General features: G+C 50.2%; 6 protein-coding genes and 3 CRISPR repeat arrays (2 of these 9 only partly in view). Of the genes, 2 read left to right on the plus strand and 4 right to left on the minus strand.

Annotated features, from left to right (window positions below; all coding sequences use genetic code 11):
• Positions 1-4,157: a CRISPR direct-repeat array (repeat unit 30 nt; unit sequence GTTTCAAGCCCTCAAAGGTAAGCTACAAAC) (it extends 10,644 nt beyond the left edge of the window).
• 101 nt (positions 4,158-4,258) lie between these two features.
• Positions 4,259-5,409: direct repeats of the CRISPR family, unit length 30 nt; unit sequence GTTTCAAGCCCTCAAAGGTAAGCTACAAAC.
• A 410-nt stretch (positions 5,410-5,819) separates the two neighbouring features.
• Positions 5,820-7,997: a CRISPR-associated helicase Cas3' gene (gene cas3, locus HS1genome_RS08715; protein ID WP_126450511.1), complete on the plus strand. Its 2,178-nt coding sequence runs from the start codon at positions 5,820-5,822 to the stop codon at positions 7,995-7,997.
• Positions 7,998-9,088: 1,091 nt separating this feature from the next.
• The gene (locus tag HS1genome_RS08720) at positions 9,089-9,418 is read left to right on the plus strand and encodes a hypothetical protein (RefSeq protein WP_126450513.1); all 330 of its coding nucleotides are present in this window, start codon (positions 9,089-9,091) and stop codon (positions 9,416-9,418) included.
• 1,012 nt (positions 9,419-10,430) lie between these two features.
• Here HS1genome_RS08720 and cas2 read toward each other — a convergent pair.
• Genes cas2 through cas4 form a run of 4 tightly spaced genes read right to left on the minus strand, consistent with a single transcriptional unit; the run spans position 10,431 to position 12,541 of the window.
• Positions 10,431-10,709: a CRISPR-associated endonuclease Cas2 gene (cas2, locus tag HS1genome_RS08725; RefSeq protein WP_126451390.1), complete on the minus strand. Its 279-nt coding sequence runs from the start codon at positions 10,707-10,709 to the stop codon at positions 10,431-10,433.
• Positions 10,709-11,101 carry a hypothetical protein gene (locus HS1genome_RS08730; RefSeq protein WP_126450514.1) on the minus strand — a complete coding sequence of 131 codons (393 nt, stop codon included), beginning with the start codon at positions 11,099-11,101 and terminating at the stop codon, positions 10,709-10,711. Before HS1genome_RS08730 ends, cas2 begins: the two co-directional genes overlap by 1 nt.
• Complete coding sequence (cas1, locus tag HS1genome_RS08735; RefSeq protein ID WP_229768242.1) at positions 11,098-11,970, minus strand: CRISPR-associated endonuclease Cas1; 873 nt, start codon at positions 11,968-11,970, stop codon at positions 11,098-11,100. Before cas1 ends, HS1genome_RS08730 begins: the two co-directional genes overlap by 4 nt.
• A gap of 10 nt (positions 11,971-11,980) precedes the next feature.
• A complete protein-coding gene (gene cas4, locus HS1genome_RS08740) occupies positions 11,981-12,541 on the minus strand; it encodes a CRISPR-associated protein Cas4 (RefSeq protein WP_158613766.1) in 561 nt (186 codons plus the stop codon).
• Between the two features lie 617 nt (positions 12,542-13,158).
• A CRISPR array of direct repeats spans positions 13,159-18,585; the repeat unit is 25 nt; unit sequence GAAGCATCCTAGAAGGAATTGAAAG; it runs 7,859 nt beyond the window's last position.

The raw sequence follows: 18,585 nt of genomic DNA on the forward strand, positions 1-18,585 counted from the left end.
TAAGCTACAAACCTCTTCACCCGTGGGCTCGGGCCTGAGGCTCTTCGAGGTTTCAAGCCCTCAAAGGTAAGCTACAAACCCGTCACCATCCCCACACAAACGAAGACCAAGACGGGTTTCAAGCCCTCAAAGGTAAGCTACAAACACGTTCGTTTCCTTGCGCCCAAAACTCGCACTTGGCCCAGTTTCAAGCCCTCAAAGGTAAGCTACAAACACAAAAGGAGTTTAAAAAGATTACACGGGAAGAGGGGTTTCAAGCCCTCAAAGGTAAGCTACAAACCCACGGATCCCAACGTGAAACTCTTCTCGTGGCCTAAGGGGTTTCAAGCCCTCAAAGGTAAGCTACAAACGAAATTCAAAGCCTGGGGTCATAAGCCCCAGGGCGTCGTTTCAAGCCCTCAAAGGTAAGCTACAAACTCTTTTCCCGATCCCGGTGACTTATCCCAAGCTAAAGGTTTCAAGCCCTCAAAGGTAAGCTACAAACAATGTCATTTCCGGCAGTTTGTTGTTGTCCGGTTTTAGGTTTCAAGCCCTCAAAGGTAAGCTACAAACACGTTTTTTTACTCGTACACAATTGTATACACATGGCGTTTCAAGCCCTCAAAGGTAAGCTACAAACATCGTCCTCGGAGGACGAGTCGGACTAACCCCACCCACCGTTTCAAGCCCTCAAAGGTAAGCTACAAACAAATCGTTTCCGATAGAAGACTGCCATCACATTTTCGTTTCAAGCCCTCAAAGGTAAGCTACAAACACACGAAGAGGACTCCAGTAGTGACCTTCACGACGGGGTTTCAAGCCCTCAAAGGTAAGCTACAAACTCTTTACTCGCTCTTCCAGCTCTGCTATTATTCTTTTAGTTTCAAGCCCTCAAAGGTAAGCTACAAACTCTCTTCTTTCCTTCCTTTCCTTCCCTTCCTTCTCTCGTTTCAAGCCCTCAAAGGTAAGCTACAAACGGATGTACTTTACCACACTGGGTGTCACCCAGTGTGGGTTTCAAGCCCTCAAAGGTAAGCTACAAACCATCCCCTACTTCCTCTACCACCTCCCTGACCGTATCAGTTTCAAGCCCTCAAAGGTAAGCTACAAACCCCTCACGTCCATCGCTAGAGAGCCCCCGTGACGTTTGTTTCAAGCCCTCAAAGGTAAGCTACAAACTTCCTACGATCAACGTAGCATTGAACACGAACACCAGTTTCAAGCCCTCAAAGGTAAGCTACAAACCCGTGCAGTAGGTCGTAGATGGTTCCGTAGTTGTTGTTCGTTTCAAGCCCTCAAAGGTAAGCTACAAACGCTTGCATCCTCGGTACTTGGTTCAAGTCATCTACGTGTTTCAAGCCCTCAAAGGTAAGCTACAAACAAATTCCTGTACCTCTTTGTTCATCTTCTCATCTTCCTGTTTCAAGCCCTCAAAGGTAAGCTACAAACAGGGCACAGCAGATCCAGGTTTCGGACGAGTTCGCCGCGTTTCAAGCCCTCAAAGGTAAGCTACAAACGTATCGTCGCGGGAGAAGTGGTGCTTCCGGTGCCTTGTTTCAAGCCCTCAAAGGTAAGCTACAAACACCAGCTGGGCATCTTGAAGTTCTTCCTTCAACTCCTCGGTTTCAAGCCCTCAAAGGTAAGCTACAAACCCCGAAGGAAAAGTCCTGTCGGCACAAGAGGCGATAGGGGTTTCAAGCCCTCAAAGGTAAGCTACAAACCGGCGTGGGGGGTGCTCAAGTACGACCTGCCTCCCGGGTTTCAAGCCCTCAAAGGTAAGCTACAAACCTCACGATGGAACTTCATTTTCAAGCACTACATCGGTTTCAAGCCCTCAAAGGTAAGCTACAAACAAAGTAGAGGAAGACGTGAAATGGCTTACCAAGACGCGTTTCAAGCCCTCAAAGGTAAGCTACAAACCTGGGAGGGAAAAAGGATGCCTGAGAAGGACGAGAAGTTTCAAGCCCTCAAAGGTAAGCTACAAACTCTTTACAGCTATTGGTGTATTCGTGGGAGGTCTAGCCAGTTTCAAGCCCTCAAAGGTAAGCTACAAACTCTCTCCAGGTTGACCATTTTCTCACCAAGGTAATGTGTTTCAAGCCCTCAAAGGTAAGCTACAAACCTTCCTACTAGAACCCCTATGGCTGTACTCAGCCTCAGTTTCAAGCCCTCAAAGGTAAGCTACAAACGGCCACCCCCCTCGAGGGGGGAGACCCGAAAACAGGTTTCAAGCCCTCAAAGGTAAGCTACAAACCTCAATTGGACAAAGAATTACAGGCAAATGACATTGTTTCAAGCCCTCAAAGGTAAGCTACAAACCTCACGCTCGCCCCCACGCTTCCTAGCGTGTTTTGTATGTTTCAAGCCCTCAAAGGTAAGCTACAAACTATATGTGTGTCAAATGAAGTGGTAGCATGCCAAAAGTTTCAAGCCCTCAAAGGTAAGCTACAAACTACTTTCTTGATAATCTCTTGAAATTCCTCAAGTGCGTTTCAAGCCCTCAAAGGTAAGCTACAAACACATCCTCAACCGGCCTTTCAGGCCGGTCGATTTTGAGTTTCAAGCCCTCAAAGGTAAGCTACAAACAATTTTGAACGAAATCGTCTTAGAAGTCATTATTTGTTTCAAGCCCTCAAAGGTAAGCTACAAACTCTGCGCCGCCCCCTCGTCGGAGGTAAGGGTGTGGTGTTTCAAGCCCTCAAAGGTAAGCTACAAACTATAAGCTAGAAAGCCAAAATGCCCTGGTTGTTTGGTTTCAAGCCCTCAAAGGTAAGCTACAAACCCGAGGCACTAGGCACCGGCTGGTACGTCCAGGCCCGTTTCAAGCCCTCAAAGGTAAGCTACAAACAGGGCGAGGATCCGAGCGAAGCTCTTCCTCTCGTGAATGTTTCAAGCCCTCAAAGGTAAGCTACAAACGTAACACAAGTGGTGGAAATACAACCAGCGGAAACAAGTTTCAAGCCCTCAAAGGTAAGCTACAAACTTTTGGAATCACGTTTACCCTTATTGTGTTGTTGTGTTTCAAGCCCTCAAAGGTAAGCTACAAACTCTATGATTTTAGCCGCCTGAATGGCACGATGTTCAAGTTTCAAGCCCTCAAAGGTAAGCTACAAACGTGCCTCCAGTCGGGGTCTCTTCAGGAACGGGTTCAAGTTTCAAGCCCTCAAAGGTAAGCTACAAACAAGGCACCGCAAGCACCACTTCTCCCGTGACGATACGTTTCAAGCCCTCAAAGGTAAGCTACAAACGAAGTACCAGTAGTGGCAGTAGCGGAAGTGGTAACAGTTTCAAGCCCTCAAAGGTAAGCTACAAACTGGATGAAGAACTCGGTTTCGCGGATTCGCTCGGATGGGTTTCAAGCCCTCAAAGGTAAGCTACAAACAAAAACCTCATCCACGTTTATTTTTTCGATGTGTGGCAGTTTCAAGCCCTCAAAGGTAAGCTACAAACACGGCACCTGTTGTGAGTGCAGTACCGTGCCATATGTTTCAAGCCCTCAAAGGTAAGCTACAAACCCTTCCAGCCATAGGGAACAAAGGATCGATTCCGCGTTTCAAGCCCTCAAAGGTAAGCTACAAACAATCCGAGCCCGTCGAAGAGACGGGCACTTCTTGATCGGTTTCAAGCCCTCAAAGGTAAGCTACAAACCGTGCGGAACGGACCTCTTTGCCGTGCTCTACTATCCGTTTCAAGCCCTCAAAGGTAAGCTACAAACTGGGGAGGCTAATTTATTGTTTGTTAACAGAGGTATAGTTTCAAGCCCTCAAAGGTAAGCTACAAACTCACCGCGGTCTTCGTCTTGGTCTTGTTCGTCGTTTGTTTCAAGCCCTCAAAGGTAAGCTACAAACCAGGGAGGGTTGATCGAGTCGACCCAAACCCAAACCGGTTTCAAGCCCTCAAAGGTAAGCTACAAACGGAGGGAGGCGGGCAAGGGCAGAGGAGGAAGGACGGGTTTCAAGCCCTCAAAGGTAAGCTACAAACACGAGCGTCAATCAGATCAACCCGTCCTAGTTACTGTTTCAAGCCCTCAAAGGTAAGCTACAAACAATAATTACTCCATCGTACGCGGAACCATCACAAAGTTTCAAGCCCTCAAAGGTAAGCTACAAACATACGTTGTTCTGCCAAACGGAGACTTCGTGCATATGTTTCAAGCCCTCAAAGGTAAGCTACAAACGAGTTAGATAGATAGCTAGCTAGAAAGCTAGTTTCCGTTTCAAGCTAGACCCTCAGGCAGTCTTTGCGTCAACGACACCACCTAGCTAGAAAGCTAGTTTCCGTTTCAAGCCCTCAAAGGTAAGCTACAAACGATACGAAGGTATGAATAACGTTTTGGAACGTGTCGTTTCAAGCCCTCAAAGGTAAGCTACAAACTAAACTCGCTGTCCCGTATTTCTTTGATGGCGTTCTCGTTTCAAGCCCTCAAAGGTAAGCTACAAACTATACAGAAACCATCTGGTGATTCCAACACAAGGAAGTTTCAAGCCCTCAAAGGTAAGCTACAAACATGTATTTCGTACCCCGTCACTTCTATTAGATTTTGTTTCAAGCCCTCAAAGGTAAGCTACAAACACATACGATGAACTCGTGCTTCTTCGAGTCCAATGAGTTTCAAGCCCTCAAAGGTAAGCTACAAACAAATTTCGACGAGATGCCGAAGGAAGGGAAGGTGATGTTTCAAGCCCTCAAAGGTAAGCTACAAACTGGTTACCATAAATACATGTAATACAAGTAGGGTTTTGTTTCAAGCCCTCAAAGGTAAGCTACAAACTAGCTTGAAGGCACGCAGGTACTCCAGCTGCTTGGTTTCAAGCCCTCAAAGGTAAGCTACAAACAATGAGAATGAGATAGCAGAATGGTACAAGAAAGGGTTTCAAGCCCTCAAAGGTAAGCTACAAACATATGATAACAGTTTTCCTGGTTTATACCCAGATGGGTTTCAAGCCCTCAAAGGTAAGCTACAAACTGGAACTGCTCAAGAGCCTGAAGGGCGGGGGGACAGCGTTTCAAGCCCTCAAAGGTAAGCTACAAACGCCATTCTAGCCATTTTCCAAAAAATACAGGGGCCAGGTTTCAAGCCCTCAAAGGTAAGCTACAAACAAGGGCCTCAAATGAGTACTAAAGTGTCCCAAAATGAAGTTTCAAGCCCTCAAAGGTAAGCTACAAACATATTTAAGTCTTTTTCATTCGTCTTAGTCTTTTAGGTTTCAAGCCCTCAAAGGTAAGCTACAAACCAGTATCGGAAAGCTGATTGTTGAACAGGGTGAAACGGTTTCAAGCCCTCAAAGGTAAGCTACAAACTTCCCACTGGAAATGGGAACAGTGGAGGAGTGGAAGTTTCAAGCCCTCAAAGGTAAGCTACAAACAAGGCACGCTCGATGAGGCAGGAAGGGAGGTCGGGTTTCAAGCCCTCAAAGGTAAGCTACAAACAGTTCTTATTTCTTCCTTTCCTTCTCATAAACTTTTCGTCCAGGAATTCGGCAATCTCCTCCTTCCTTGAACTTGAGGTAGGTTGCCGCAAGAGTTTGAGGCAAGAGGAAATATATTCACCAAAACATATTACAGTATCACGGGAGATTGCCGAAATCTCAGCCGGAATAAAAAATTGTATTTAGCTTATAACCCATCCGCCCAAGACCTAGAATACATTAATAAGTAACTACTTCTGAGAACATGTTGTGGTGGAAGGTTATAATGAGCAGGACCATGCGGGAGTTGATACGCATGCATGGTGTCAAGTGCGCCTAATGGCGTATTACAGTCACCCGAACAAAGAACTAAGGGAGGCGGGGATCTATAGACCTTAACGTATGGTTTCGTTTAGATAGAGTGGTGACCTAATGGCGTATTACAGTCACCCGAACAAAGAACTAAGGGATCACCTCAGGGAAGTAGGAGAAGGAGCCAAAGAGAACGTCATCTCCGCGGGCAGGAGTGACTTGGCCGACTACGCCTTCCTCGCAGGGGGACTCCACGATATCGGGAAGTACACCAGATACTTCCAAGAACACCTAATTACCGGAAGGAAGGTGGATTGTTCTGATCACGCCTTCCTTTCTTCTCTTGTCGCCCTTCACGAATCCAAGAGATTTGGGAACCCAGTACTAGCTGCTCTAACGGCCGTATCGGTTTATTCCCACCACGGTCAACTAAAGGGTTTGGATCGTTACAGTGAAGTCTTGACAACTAAGGAGATGGAGTCGGAGAACTCCTCCTCCTGTCTCTCCAAGCAATATGAAGACCTGCTCTCAAGGTGGACTGAGATCAGAAGGGAAGTAGAGTGGATCTCAGGTGACATCCCTCCACTCGGCTCACTCCTTAGAGAGGCGTCATCTCTAACTAGGAAGGCCAGACTGGAGAATAAAGGGTGGAAGGAGTACTTCGACGGGCTCCTCATCTTCTCCTCCCTCATAGATGCGGACAAGCACAGCGCTGCGGGGGTGAAGGAATCTGAACTCCCCCTACCGGAACCGGAGGTGCTGAAGTCCCACTTGCTCTCCCTCACCTCGCCCAATCCCAAAGTAGGGGAGATGAGGGAACAGCTCAGGGCTTGGGCCCTTCGGTTCACGCCATCCTCCGCCTTCGTTACACTCGTTGCTCCCACGGGTAGCGGGAAGACCCTGGCCGGAACCCTCGTGGCTCTGAAGGGAGGTAAGAGAAGAGTGGTGTACTCCCTCCCCTTCATCAGTGTAATAGAGCAGAACGCTGACGTTCTCGCTAGGGTTCTAGGGGAGGACAGGGTCCTAAAGTTTCATCACCTTGCGTTGAGGTTCAAAGAGGACGAGACGCAGGACACGGAGAGCAGGCTGATGCTCGCAGAGAGTTGGGACTCCCCCCTGGTGATAACCACCTTTGAAGCCCTAGTTTCGACCTTCTTCACTTCCAGAAACGTGAACTTGAAGAGGTTCCATAACCTAGCAGGGTCCTTCCTGATACTGGACGAGGTCCAAGCATTCCCGCTGGAGTACCTCTGGTTAATAAGGGAGGCGCTAGAGGAGATGACTAAACACCTGAACGTGAATGTACTCCTCATGACCGCCACCCTCCCCCTAAAGGACGAGGCAAATCACCCAGTAACCTTTGTCCCCAACAGGTACAGGGTGGAGTTCAGGAGGTTCGAGGACGTGGAGACGCCTGAGGAGTTGGCAAACTCCTTGGAGCTGGAGCGATCTGGCATGGTTGAGTTGAACACCATAGCCTCGGCCGAGGCTACCTTCAAGGTCTTGGTGGAAAGAGGTGAGAGACCCTCCTTCCTATCCACAAGGATAGTACCTAAGGAGAGATGGAGGAGGATTCAGAAGATCAAGAGGGCCCTAGAGGAGGGGGAGAGGGTGAGTCTTGTCACTACCCAGATGGTGGAGGCCGGAGTCGATCTAGACTTCAGGAGAGGATACAGGGATTTGGGACCCCTGGACTCCGTTATACAGGCAGCTGGGAGGGTGAACAGGAATTACGGTGAGCAGGGCGTGCTTACGCTTACCAAGATTCAGAGGAACAATTCGAACAGAACCGACTTCTCTCTGATTTACGGAACGTTATCTGAGGAAATCACGTTGAAGGTACTCAAGAAGTGGAGGACTGGTTTTCAAGAGAAGGACGTCCCAGAGGTACTAGAGGAGTACTATTCGGAAGTCAGGAGGAGATACAACGACTTCCGGACGAAGGACGCGGAGAAGCTGAGGAGGCCAATTCAAGAGCTAAGATACGACGAGGTGGAGATGAGGTTGATAAGGAATGAACCGAAATACCCGGTCTACGTCACCCTAGACGACGAGGCTGAGGAAGTGTTGAGCAGATTGAGGGAGGTCTTGAAGGAGAGGGGTTACGAGAGAAGGGCCAAGCTGAAGGCTCTGAGGGGCTCTGCGGAACAATACGTGGTGAGGGTCTGGGAGGAACCTTCCCTGACCTTTGACGAGAGGTTAGGATGGTACGTCTTGGAAAAGGAGGAGTTGGACAGGTTCTACGATAGAGACACGGGGTTCAGGAAGATGAAGGAAGAGGGGGCAGTCCTGTGGTGAGGGTTGAGTGGTTGTGGAGGCAGAGGGATATGTGACTTCATTACTTGAAGTACTGTTCACCGAGACTAACCATAAGTCGCGGGAAGGAGGCCTACGCATTGGGAGACATTTAACGAAAGACCCAATGACTACCGTAGAGGTCTGAGCAAGTCCTTACATTCTTCGTTGAGTGAAGGTAGGACTATCTAACGTTGGATTTAGAAAAGCGGAGGTTGAAAGTTTCACGACCCGAAATTGCCCGGAAAACTGAAAAAGCTCCTACGGGAACCCGAAACGTCGTCTCACCCCTCAGAAGCGAAGTGATAGTGACTTCCTTAGCTAGGCTCACCAATTTCAGCGTTCCTAGACACGCAGTATTTATTATAGTGCGATAAATCACTTTCTCACGAGTTCTTCAATCGCGAAGGGAATTTCTTAACGTACCCTGTAACTACTCTCTGCGTGGGTTCTTGGAGGAGCAGTGGAACTGTGGACTTGCCAATGCAAAGAGATCCGTTTAGTTATCCCCTTGGTTACACCTATTCCCTTCCTTAAGGGTGCTTTAAAGTCCAAGTGTGTGGAGCTTTATGAACCGCCACTCGAGGAGGGAAGGTCGCTCTGTGAGGAAGTTAGGACGTGGTGTTGGGCTCTTTTGCTAAGAGAAGGGGGACGAGAAGAGAGGCGATGTCGTAAAGGTCACATATCTCGTTCCTTCCTTTATTCCTATGCCTGGTAACAGCCACGGATACATTTACGCACCTACAAAGTACGTGCTCAACAGGTCCCTAGATCTAGCGGACGTGACAGATTAGGATATATACCGTATTTGGAACACGTGGGAAGATGAAACCCTAGATCTAGCGGACGTGATAGATTAGGAGGAAATGAAAAAGTCCCTTGAGGAATTGGTAGATTGTGTAGGCAACTGAGGACCGCAATTCCAGTGCAAATGTAGCTGGAGTCGTAAGAGAACCGATCGTAAGCCCTAACTTGGAAGAGCTGGAAAACTTTTTAAAGCCGTTTCTGTCCCTATGCTGGATGAGGACTGACATCTTGATCTACCTAGCGTACAAGTACTCCAGGCGGGGGACAAGGAAGACATGTGCAACGAAATGGCTAGGAAGAGGTTCGTCGTGATGACGAAGAAGAAGACGACCGACCTCATCCTCTACCTGATTTCCAGAAACGTAGGACTCAACCCGACCATGTACGACGTCGACTCCACGATCCACCTCGCCTTCTCCAGCGCCGACGAGCTCAACAAGCTCGCCGCCGAAATACCCATAACGTTCTTCGACCACGACAACAAGACGTTCTTGAGGGAACTGGAGGACGATGGGTCCTTCTTCTTCATCAAGGAGGAGGGCGCGGTACTCATAGTGAAGAGGCTGGAGAGCTACGAGTTCGTCAGGGCGTGCATGGAGGACTCCGAATCAGAATAGGAGGGCGAGGAGGGGGCGCCACTCCCTCAGCACGAAGGACTCAGAGCAGTTGACGAGATTCCGCGTAATGCACCTCGGCCCTCTGGGGGCGTCGAAGCACGATGCGTACTCCTCCGGACCTGAGTGTAAGCCGCTCAACGATCTCTTCCTAGATCGCCTCGCCGTCCGTCGAGGAGGCGGCCAGCTCGCGTGACCGAACGGTCAGGCACGTTGGTTCCGGCGCCTCCGTCGAAGAACAGACCTACGTCGGACGCGTAATGTACGGCCCCTCGACGTCACTCGACTTCGCCACGCTCGCACCTCTGGCGAGGGTGGATGTACCAGGACCTCCAGTTAGACGCGATCTCGAGTCCACCGTCCTGGCGCACAGTTCTCGTCATCATACCTCCCTAAGAGACTCTCGCCTACACTCCAGACGCCTCACCGCGTGGGTACCTCCACTCTAGACCCCTCGACTCTCCCGGCCGTGAGGACAGGTCGCGATCGACGAGGCACCAGGAGAACCGTTTCCTATCTCGAGCTAAGCCAGTGAGGCCACGCCGCGACCAACAGATCTAAGCGATTTCCGCGTATTGGAGCTTGACGTCCAACATCCAAACCACGATCTACGAACAGATCTAGGCGATTTCCGCTACTGCTGGAGCGTCAAAGTCCGTCGACGCTCCCCCCTCACCTCGTGGCGAAGTCGAGCCTCCTACAGGGCTCAGACGGTCTTCAACTACAACCCCCACCTCGTGGCGAATTCGGCCCTCCCACCCGAATCGCCGAGCCGACGCACCCCCAGGCCGGTCCCATGATCGGATGTCCATCGAAGCGCAGGGAGCACGTAGAGGCTGACCTTCTACAGGAGGGTCACCTCGGCCTTTCAGAGGAAAGTCCGTTCGTCCTTCAGTTCCTTCGCCCTCCACCCGAGGAGCCCACAGGTAAACAACGGGTGAGGGATTCCGTAGAAGGATCGCCTCACGCCCTAGTTAACGTAATCGTACGAGAGCTCGAACGATCCACCCAAGGGTCATGTCACCACGACGTCCTCCTCACCGTAGGTCTTCCCTATCACCGTCCTCTGCTCGTACTGGGACTCGGTGATCGGGAACACCTGCACGTTTAGCCTCTCGGAGTCCCTTCCTCGAGTTAACAGCTTGACTCCCGCTACTACGTCCCTGAGCTGGGAGGACGTCAGCTTCCCCACGAAGGCACTGTACTGTATCCTGGTGAGGCCCTTGCTCTTGAGGAAGGCCGCCACCTTGGTCCTAAGCGGGTCGTCCGATATATCGTATATCACGAGGTACATCAAGTAGACCACTCCCTGGAGCTCGCCGAACCCTTAGCGAGTTGTCCAGCGTAGACTGGATAGTGAGCGAGGGAGCTCGCAGCTATTCCTGGGAAGACCTTAGATCCCTTCCCGCCCCTCGGATCTGGTATCAGGGGGTTGACCGCTCGGATCCCTCCTCTAGAAAGCGGCCGACTCGCAGTCCTGGGGTCGGTCACGCAGATCCCGCTTTTCCCTCCCTCCTTGGCCGCCAATTCCACTAGGTAGGTCCGTGGGTTGACTGCGCGGGTCCTGGTGGGTTCGGAGCAAATCGCGCTCCACAGACCGGCCGTCCAGTCCACCGCGATGGAACGGTGGATCCCAATATCGCAGCCGAGTTTCCGTTGATCGGCCGCCCCGTCCACGTCGATCACTTGGCCACGTATGGGGTGTAGGGCGATCCGTCCAGGAGACACCTCGCCAGCTTCCTGGCCTGGTGCAGTACGTCCTCTCTCCTTACCGACTCCAGGAGGACCCTCAAGAGGGGCTTCCTATCTCCAGAGGTCAGGTCCTCCGGTTTAGTCCTGGCCAACGCGATGAGGGGCCTGTCGACTAGCGGAGACCTGAACTCCTCCATGAGGTCGAACACTAGGGACGGCCTCCCAGGTCTGTACTTGTGGAGGAACCCCACGTAAGGGAGGAGTCCCGCCACTACCACCGCCCTCCACGTCCAAGCCCTGAGCAGTCCGTACCCTATGTTGAGGGCGACGTTGAAAGGGTCCTCGGCCCTCCTCTTGAACCTCCTCCCGGGGAACTTGAGGGAAGGAGGGATCAGCTTCTTGACGGCGAGCCAGTAGACTTTGGCAGCCGCGGCCTCCAACTGCATCGCCTCCTCCCTACTCGACGGAGACGCCTCCAGGGTCCTTTCCATCGCCTCGAGCTCCAACCCACCGTACTTCCTCTGGTAGTACCTGAGGGTCGTGAGCTGGTTCCTCACTTTCCCCCTCACGAAACTCCACGCCAGCTCGGCGGACCTCTTGGTCCTGAGTTGGGCCACCCACACCTTTGGAGATCCCCCGAACTTGGCCCCCACCACCCTGGCCACCGGCTCGTCGTGGTCCATGAAGACAAGGTCCACCCCGTGCTCGTTAGCCAGCTTCACCACTTCCGTGGAGACGGCGGCGGTCACCTGGAACACAAGGGCGTCTAACTCCACCGGGGAGACCGCCCACTTCAGCGTTCCCTTCACGGAACAAGTTATGAGTCCGTCCTTCGTCCCCACGAAGGCCCCCCACTCGTCCACGAACGCCACCTTACGACTCTGCGTATGCTACACCTCCCTCGAACTTGGGCCTGCAGTACCTAAGGTAACCGCAGTTGACGCATTTCCTGGCAGGCTGTCTGACCTTCGCTCCCTCCCTCAACACCCTCTTCAGAGAATCCAGCGACCTCAGGACCTCCCTCCTCTCCTCCTCCCCGTAGGGGAGTGTCACGAGCTCCCTCCTAGCGGGGTAGTAGAGGTAGCCCTTCCTCACCCTGTAGCTTCGTTCCGCCAGGAGGCAGTAGAGCTCCAGCTGGAGCCTGTGGTCCCTCCTCTTCTCCCTCGAGGACTTCACCTCCAGCGGTGAGGCTGAGTCCTGGAACATTAGGAGGAAATCGGGGGAACCAGTCACCCCCTTCCAAGACAGGAGCGGTTTCTTGAAGACTTGGACCGGGCGAGGCCTGACGAAGTTGATCGCGACCTCTACGTCCACGGCAGATCCCTCCTTCATGGCCTCCGTCACTCTCTCCTCGATCCCCATCACCTTCTCGTAATACGGAATGAGGGGACAGTACGCGAACCTCTTGAGGTCCGTCGCAGTTATAGAGGACACGGTAATACGTGGACAGAAGTGATATATTTGCTCATAGGCGGTCCGACTCCACTCACGTACCAGCCACCTTCCCTCAAGGCCGTCGACACGGAAAGAAGGGTCCCTGAGTGGCCCATGTTAGGAGGAAAGGAGGTTAAGGGGTTTTGGACGTAAGGGGCCGTGTGAGGAGCCTATCCAGTTTAAGGTAAACGGCTGATCTACGAAGGGTTCTCGTTCAAACAAAGAAGTAGTACCTAATAAGTTCGTTTAGGATGTTTTCCTTTTTACTTACTAATTCCTCACTTGTTTTCACACGAGAGCGCTAGGAGATGGAAAATTTTTATACCCTCTAGAGAAATCAATACCATAGACGATGAAAGTTATGACAGATTACAAAAAGAACCTTCTAAGAGAATGAGATAGCAGATCTAACCTCAATGCGTATAGTCCGATATCATTACATTGAATTGAACGTATATAAAGGGGGAACCCTCTTTCAATTAAAGAGGTGAAACTTGCGAACGGTCGAATTGGAAAGAGACGTCCACTGACGCGTACGCAAGGAAGGCCACGATGAGGAGCGAAAGCTTATATAATAGGAGCGAGGAAAGGTACAATAGAGGTATATAAGGTGTGCGGAAGCATCCTAGAAGGAATTGAAAGGTACAGGGTACGGCAAATGTGGATGTAACCAACGCGGTAACGAAGCATCCTAGAAGGAATTGAAAGCTGAATTTTCCGGGTTTATTACAGTTACTGATTTTATTACGAAGCATCCTAGAAGGAATTGAAAGGCCTCCTCCTGCTGTTCCTCCTGTTGTACTTGCTACAGTGAAGCATCCTAGAAGGAATTGAAAGTGACGAGGAACGAAACCGCGTCGGTCCTACTTGAGAAATGAAGCATCCTAGAAGGAATTGAAAGTACCCTTGGGGGACCCCCTAGAAAATGTGATGGCAGTCTGAAGCATCCTAGAAGGAATTGAAAGTTTTACGTACCCGAGGTACGCTTCCCTCGGGTACGTCACGGAAGCATCCTAGAAGGAATTGAAAGAGCCAATTTATGACGTCGACAAGCTGTCCCTCCTCACCGGAAGCATCCTAGAAGGAATTGAAAGACGTCAGCGCGAGGGGGCTGGAGTTCAGCCTCGTCTACTCGGAAGCATCCTAGAAGGAATTGAAAGCACTTCTCTCTCGGTTTCTTCTCTAGGGCTGGTGTGAAAGAAGCATCCTAGAAGGAATTGAAAGTTACAAAATAGACAAACGAGACTTTTCCTTTCCATCTCCTCGAAGCATCCTAGAAGGAATTGAAAGAGGAATCCTAGGGCAGATCGAGATATAGTAGTTAGCCTTGAAGCATCCTAGAAGGAATTGAAAGAGAATATAGGGCTCGTACCCGCATCCCCAAAGCCGAATGAAGCATCCTAGAAGGAATTGAAAGTCGATTTCATTAATGCCATGCCGTCCTATAACAGTGAAGCATCCTAGAAGGAATTGAAAGCTTATTCTCACCTTCCTTTTCTCGCCTTCCACTTTTCTGAAGCATCCTAGAAGGAATTGAAAGGCGAAGATGATCGAGCAAAACACTCACCCCTTCATCGTCGCGGTGAAGCATCCTAGAAGGAATTGAAAGCCTTGTACTCTTCGATTGGGAGGAGGTACTCCTCCTGAAGCATCCTAGAAGGAATTGAAAGCCCATTTTCCTGGGCGACAAGGGTGGGGTGAAGTACTTCGGAAGCATCCTAGAAGGAATTGAAAGAACCATCGTCGACGCGGGGTTTTGCGGACAACTCACGATGAAGCATCCTAGAAGGAATTGAAAGAACCCAACAACGAGTTTTCAATCGTTTTACTTAGTAACAGAAGCATCCTAGAAGGAATTGAAAGATCACTTCGTTTAATTCTCCCAGTTTCTTACAATATTGAAGCATCCTAGAAGGAATTGAAAGTTGAAGGCGAGGATGATTTCCTCGCCTTCGGCGAAGTACGAAGCATCCTAGAAGGAATTGAAAGATTGCCCCCGCGTCTCGCTCCACCACCCCAACATACGAGAAGCATCCTAGAAGGAATTGAAAGTGCCAGGGGGCCCCGGTGTCGGAACCGGGGCCCACATATGGAAGCATCCTAGAAGGAATTGAAAGCAAAAGGAGGGGAGGGGGAAATTTTTCGCATGATATTCACATCCGAAGCATCCTAGAAGGAATTGAAAGTATTAAACTCCCCTTTCTTGTACCCCAAATACGTTTCTACGAAGCATCCTAGAAGGAATTGAAAGGCAGAGTATATTTCTATGTACTCTGCCAACGTCATGAAGAAGCATCCTAGAAGGAATTGAAAGCCCTAGAGGGGAAGGGGTGCGCCAGGATCACCTCCCCCGAAGCATCCTAGAAGGAATTGAAAGACAGACGCCCTCAGCCACACCCGCACCACCGTGCGGGTGGAAGCATCCTAGAAGGAATTGAAAGAGTCACACTTCCACCCTGAAGACGGTGAACCTGTACCCTACCTTCTGAAGCATCCTAGAAGGAATTGAAAGCGCATAAAAAACCCAAGCCAGTTCAGCGCCGCAGACGCGGGAAGCATCCTAGAAGGAATTGAAAGGCCTCCCCTTCCCGGGGAGGCAGAGGGACGAGCAATTGAAGCATCCTAGAAGGAATTGAAAGATTCTTTCGCGAATTGAAAGAACTTTTTAGGGGTGGAAGCATCCTAGAAGGAATTGAAAGCTCATTTCTTTTCAAAAAAAGATATCGAAACGCTAGAAAAGGAAGCATCCTAGAAGGAATTGAAAGCGAAAACCCAAGCTAGCTCGGTGTGGCAAATACCACACCGAACCGCAGAAGCATCCTAGAAGGAATTGAAAGCTCTGACGCGGGGGTCAGCCCCGCGTCTCGCTCCACCACGAAGCATCCTAGAAGGAATTGAAAGATGGGGACATAGTCCCCATTGGGCATCACCACATAGTGAAGCATCCTAGAAGGAATTGAAAGTTATCTTAAGTCCCTCTCCATCTCTCTGGACGTAAATATGAAGCATCCTAGAAGGAATTGAAAGGAACCAACCCGTCGAACCGGCGGTGAGTGGGGCACCCGCTGAAGCATCCTAGAAGGAATTGAAAGGGGGAGGAGTCGGAGGTGGGGGAGGTGGCTTTCTGCTGAAGCATCCTAGAAGGAATTGAAAGACTTTGGCGCGACTCGGATTGGCTATACCTCCAACCATCGGAAGCATCCTAGAAGGAATTGAAAGTCCAAAAAGCGGGGGGTGGGGGGTGCTTCGCGTTGCGGGGGAAGCATCCTAGAAGGAATTGAAAGGTTCAGTTAGCGGGAGCACTATTACTCTCGCCAGCGAGAGGAAGCATCCTAGAAGGAATTGAAAGCTTCCGGCCCGCTCCCACGCCTCATTACCCCAGGCTTCCCAGAAGCATCCTAGAAGGAATTGAAAGCGTCTTTTTGGGCAGCCGGGGAGGGGTGAAGTACTTCGCGAAGCATCCTAGAAGGAATTGAAAGGGGTCGGGGGAGGAGACAGGGACGAGCTCCCAAACAGAGGAAGCATCCTAGAAGGAATTGAAAGGACAAGATCGTACGAAACCACCCCGCTTTTCACGGCCTCCGAAGCATCCTAGAAGGAATTGAAAGATAGACTCGTTCTTGGGCGTGAGACGGAGTATAGAAACGGAAGCATCCTAGAAGGAATTGAAAGTTTCAATCAGATTTGCCATTACATGAAGGTTTTAGGTGGCGAAGCATCCTAGAAGGAATTGAAAGAACCGTTGTGGCTTTACTTGGAATAATTGTTTTCGTCATCGAAGCATCCTAGAAGGAATTGAAAGTAGTATCAGCGAGCCAATCTAGATATGGCCCATTGATCCAGGAAGCATCCTAGAAGGAATTGAAAGACTTCATTTCAGTTTCGGGCCGACCCCGGCCCCTCGTGTTGGAAGCATCCTAGAAGGAATTGAAAGTTAACCGGCCTTTCAGGCCGGGTGACCCGCACAAAGTGAAGCATCCTAGAAGGAATTGAAAGACCTGGGAGGAGCGGGATGAACTGGGAGCTCGTCCCAGCGAAGCATCCTAGAAGGAATTGAAAGCCATTTCACGTGGGAAACCTGGGGGAACGAGGCGTGGGAACGAGAAGCATCCTAGAAGGAATTGAAAGACGGGCAGAACGCATACGCTTATGCCGAAGTACCTCAACTCGGAAGCATCCTAGAAGGAATTGAAAGAGCAAAGCTCCCTGCCGGCACCCTTCGTTCCGAGAAACAGGAAGCATCCTAGAAGGAATTGAAAGGCCTCCCCGGGAAGGGGAGGCAGAGGCTCTATTTTGAAGAAGCATCCTAGAAGGAATTGAAAGTTCCGTCTCCCCTCCCCTTCTCGATGAAGGGAAGCACCGCGAAGCATCCTAGAAGGAATTGAAAGGTCATCATAGACGAGATCCACAACATAAGCGACAGAAGTGGAAGCATCCTAGAAGGAATTGAAAGCCTAACCCCACCTAACCCCTTTTTTTTCTTCTTCCCTTTGAAGCATCCTAGAAGGAATTGAAAGTTGGAGTACTTGTCTTAGTTTGTCTAAACTCTCAACATCCCGGAAGCATCCTAGAAGGAATTGAAAGATTCTCTCTTCCAGCCGAGAGAGGATTTTCCCCAATAAGAAGCATCCTAGAAGGAATTGAAAGTATGGGGTGTAGTCTCCGGGCTTGATTTAGTGTCTAAGAAGCATCCTAGAAGGAATTGAAAGCTGTCCAAGGGGAGAGAAGGGGATAGGGGACGGAAGAAGGAAGCATCCTAGAAGGAATTGAAAGCGAAAAGAAGGAAGAAAAGGCTCGTACTCGCACCCCCGAAGCATCCTAGAAGGAATTGAAAGGACAGGAAGGGGAAGGACGGGAAGGAAAAAAGGGGTTAGGAAGCATCCTAGAAGGAATTGAAAGTTAACCTCGGCAGATTTTCCAAGACATCATCAACCGAAGCATCCTAGAAGGAATTGAAAGGACATAGGCGGCGGCAGCAGCTATGACGACGGTTCCTACTGAAGCATCCTAGAAGGAATTGAAAGAAGACCCAACCTAATTCGGCGCCACAATGGCACCGAATGAAGCATCCTAGAAGGAATTGAAAGAGGATGCTTCAGGGGAGGCAGAGGGGGGGGGGAGAAGGGAAGGAAGCATCCTAGAAGGAATTGAAAGACTACTTGTGTTTCCACCACCGGTGCTTCCGCTCGTGTTGGAAGCATCCTAGAAGGAATTGAAAGATACCAACATGCTACAACAAAGTTTTTATATTACCTTCGGAAGCATCCTAGAAGGAATTGAAAGAACGTCGCACAGGTGCCTCCGTACAAAGGAACCATATCTAGAAGCATCCTAGAAGGAATTGAAAGCCATCGAGGTAGTGACGGTGAACGCCGACGGGAAGATGAGTCGCGAAGCATCCTAGAAGGAATTGAAAGTCCGACTCCAACGAGGAGCCGGACGAGGAGGACTCGGAGGAAGCATCCTAGAAGGAATTGAAAGCCGGAATCGTTCTCTTGGGCATGTTGTCTCAACCATGAAGCATCCTAGAAGGAATTGAAAGAGGGGTACTCCCCTGGTTCCGAGAGGGCGTACCTGGTCCTGAAGCATCCTAGAAGGAATTGAAAGACGAGGAGGGGAAAGAGGGGAGGGAGGGCAGAGGACGGCAGGAAGCATCCTAGAAGGAATTGAAAGCTTTCATAATTTCATCCTTCGGTTTTCTAAGCTGTTCATGAAGCATCCTAGAAGGAATTGAAAGGTTTTAGAGCGGCCTCCAGGCCGCTCTCCAGCCTCTCTAAGAAGCATCCTAGAAGGAATTGAAAGTTTGATTTCCGGATTGTAGTTGTTAATCTTGTTCTTGAAGCATCCTAGAAGGAATTGAAAGATAACTTTGCGGGTCTTATTTTCTCACGTCTTAACTTCTGAAGCATCCTAGAAGGAATTGAAAGTTCCGGTTCCCTTGGAGTAGGACTGGGCATATTGGAACAGGGGAAGCATCCTAGAAGGAATTGAAAGGAAGGGCCCGCTCCCACCCCTCGTTTCCCCAGGCTTCCCAGAAGCATCCT

The sequence above is a fragment of the Sulfodiicoccus acidiphilus genome, assembly GCF_003967175.1.
Lineage (GTDB): Archaea > Thermoproteota > Thermoprotei_A > Sulfolobales > Sulfolobaceae > Sulfodiicoccus > Sulfodiicoccus acidiphilus.

Bases quoted from the DNA above. Each gene is read 5' to 3' on its own strand.
- cas3 (WP_126450511.1), top strand. From the start codon at position 5,820: ATGGCGTATTACAGTCACCCGAACAAAGAACTAAGGGATCACCTCAGG.
- HS1genome_RS08720 (WP_126450513.1), top strand. From the start codon at position 9,089: ATGGCTAGGAAGAGGTTCGTCGTGATGACGAAGAAGAAGACGACCGAC.
- cas2 (WP_126451390.1), bottom strand. From the start codon at position 10,709: ATGTACCTCGTGATATACGATATATCGGACGACCCGCTTAGGACCAAG.